Origin of the sequence: Paracoccus sp. TRP (assembly GCF_000185925.1) — a bacterium.
GTDB classification, from domain to species: domain Bacteria; phylum Pseudomonadota; class Alphaproteobacteria; order Rhodobacterales; family Rhodobacteraceae; genus Paracoccus; species Paracoccus kondratievae.
Genome location: NZ_AEPN01000103.1, coordinates 1 through 2534, shown reverse-complemented (window position 1 = coordinate 2534; position 2534 = coordinate 1). Strand labels below are relative to the sequence as shown.

Sequence of the window (2534 nt, the reverse complement as noted above, 5' to 3'; positions counted from 1 at the left end):
CTGTCACATGGTCGTCCGGCACCCGCTCGGTCTGGAACAGGTATCCCGGTACGTCATCGAAGGCAGAGATAACCGCCACGTCACCGGGCTGCATCGTACCACCCCGCCTTGAGAGCTTCCGTGTAGATCGCCATGGCAAGTTCACGGCTGATGCGGGATGCCACCCACGCGATCAGCAGCAGGCTTAGCCAACGTCTGATTGCACGAAAGGTGTGCTTGACAATGCGTTGGAAGTTGTTTTTGTTCATCAAGTAAGCTCCTGTATCTACTTCTATTTCAGATACGGACCTGCCCTCGTTTTTCGCGTTTCTGGCGACCATGCAAAGCCCACGCTAGCCGGGCTCTTTGGAAAGCTGTCTAGGCGACCCCATGGGCTCGTCACTGTCGTCAATACAAATTTTGATCACGCGCCATCAAAAGGGCTTGAAATTCAGTTGACTGCTAGAGATAGACTGCCTGCACAGTTCGGTCTTGGAGGTATAGATGAAGCTGTTCCCGAACCATGCCGCCTTCCTAGTCACGATCTCCCTACTGGCCGCATGCTCGCCAGCGGTGACGATCACTAGCCGCTCAACGGGTCAACAGGGAACAGGCACCCTGGAAAACACCGCGTTCGGCAATTCAGGGAAAGCGAACCTTACTATCGGCGACGAACAATACACCGGCACATGGATGGCCGTGAGAGACACCGGCGTTCTGGGATTTTCAGGCGATGCCGGCAACGGAAACGCAATCCTCCGCTCCAACAAGGGGAGCCATATGACCTGTCAGTTCAGGTATAGCATGAAGACGTATAACGCCTTGGGAACGTGCACCAAAGACGAAAAAGAGACTTTCGATCTGCAAGCGACGCTGACCTGATATCTGCAAGACTCCTTAGCGCGGGTTAGCTCGTTTCAAGCCAGGAAAGGGCCATAGCGTCATCGGGCCATGTGCCCCACCTATCGCCCCACCCTGCCAACGACTGGCAACATTCTGGTACCGGATCTTCCGTATAACAGGAATCCTACCGCCCCAGCCAATTCATCTAAGTCAATAAGAAGATGATATTTTCTGCCCTCAGGGACAGGATCCTTCCGAACCTTTTCGATGGAATAGCCTAGATCAGCTCGTGACCTGACTCGTCATGGCGGTTGGGCGACGGACGGGGTTATGCCCCAAGAGATGCCCCAGGGGCTTGGGATGGCAATGTTACCCGAGACAGTCAGTGCCTCGGGCAAAGGCCGCATCAGGGTTAGGGCGGGGCCGAGCGTAGGGTACCTCCGACGTATTTCCCTCCCCTGTTCAGGATGTAGCCGCCCGAGGAATGAAGCACCCAAACGCCGCTACCGACAGCTTCGGCTCCTGTCTTAAGCGCCACTAAGGCTCCTCGGCCTGTCGCGGAGGCCACGCCTTCCGCAGTTTCGGGAACCGATGCGCCAAGAAAGTAAAGTGATACGACCACCAGCGCAATGGCAGCCGTTGAACCGAGAGTTTTCTTTGGGTTTTGGATCGCCCAGAGACACACATAAACGCCCGCTCTCAGGCTATACCAAATCATTCGGAACATGCGGCCGATACGAATAAAAGTGCGGCTGAACCAGCTACGGCGTGCCCAAGCCGCAGATGCTTCGGCCTTGATCCGCTCAGCTTCAAGCTTGGCCTCCTTACGTTTCATAGCGACGGTCTCTGCATGAAACTTCGCATTTCGGAGGCGATCATCACGTGTTACTTTAAGCGCACTAAATTTTACCTTAGGATTCTGGCTGAGCCATCCTTTTGCCCATGCCAGTCCAGCGCAGATCAGCAAAACACCGATAATGAAGGCTGCCGAAGCCACACTTTGCTCGTTGGCCAATCCATAAACGGCGGCACAGATGAACATGGCGGCAACAAGTTCTGTTCTCCAAGAGGCATTCATCACTCTGATCGCTGCAATAGCGCATACCAATCCATTGACACCGAGCCACCAAGGGGAAGCACCACCCAAGCTGACATTCGCGCCTGGGGGCAACCAAACAGCACCATACCCGATGGAAGGGGAAAGAGCATCAGAAAGTAGATGTATGGCCGTGGCAGCCAAAAACAATGCACAAAGAGGTTTCATGAACCAAAGACGAGATAGTACCAAAGCAAGACATCCCGGCACTAGGATCGAGTGAGTCAGGATAGATCGATGATGTAAGAATGGGTGCATGGCATGATCGACATCCGGAAGCGGAACGAGGGTAGCTATTAGCGTCTCAAAGACTAACATTAGCGCGAATGCCTGAATGCACAAAAACAGCACGGAGCCAAGGAAGTGCAGCTTAGGGAATCGGTCTGCCGTAGAAAGCAGAGCCAGAGGATGTGATGTCACAATCTACCTTGATGCATTGGTGGCTGTAGGGGTTAACCTATCGATATGTATAAGTATGGGGAAGGAGGAAGAAGGAAGGAACAGGAAGAATACACAAAGAATCCTCCTCCTCGTGTACCCTCCCCCTCCTCTTCTAACCATACAGGAAAGGAACAACCTCCCTGCCTGTAGTATCCTCCCACTCCTTGAGCCTTGT

3 protein-coding genes are annotated in these 2534 nt (G+C 53.7%); 1 reads left to right on the top strand and 2 read right to left on the bottom strand.

Features of this window, described 5'->3' with window-relative positions; translation table 11 throughout:
* Window positions 1–80 precede the first annotated feature (80 nt).
* A complete protein-coding gene (locus PARACOCCUSGL_RS22120; RefSeq protein ID WP_010400856.1) occupies window positions 81–248 on the bottom strand; it encodes a hypothetical protein in 168 nt (55 codons plus the stop codon).
* Between the two features lie 235 nt (window positions 249–483).
* Here PARACOCCUSGL_RS22120 and PARACOCCUSGL_RS0119970 point away from each other — a divergent pair, with 235 nt between their 5' ends.
* The gene (locus PARACOCCUSGL_RS0119970) at window positions 484–861 is read left to right on the top strand and encodes a hypothetical protein (RefSeq protein WP_010400853.1); all 378 of its coding nucleotides are present in this window, start codon (window positions 484–486) and stop codon (window positions 859–861) included.
* Window positions 862–1234: 373 nt separating this feature from the next.
* Here PARACOCCUSGL_RS0119970 and PARACOCCUSGL_RS21935 read toward each other — a convergent pair whose 3' ends face one another.
* Complete coding sequence (locus PARACOCCUSGL_RS21935; RefSeq protein ID WP_138918418.1) at window positions 1235–2236, bottom strand: hypothetical protein; 1002 nt, start codon at window positions 2234–2236, stop codon at window positions 1235–1237.
* Window positions 2237–2534: the final 298 nt, after the last annotated feature.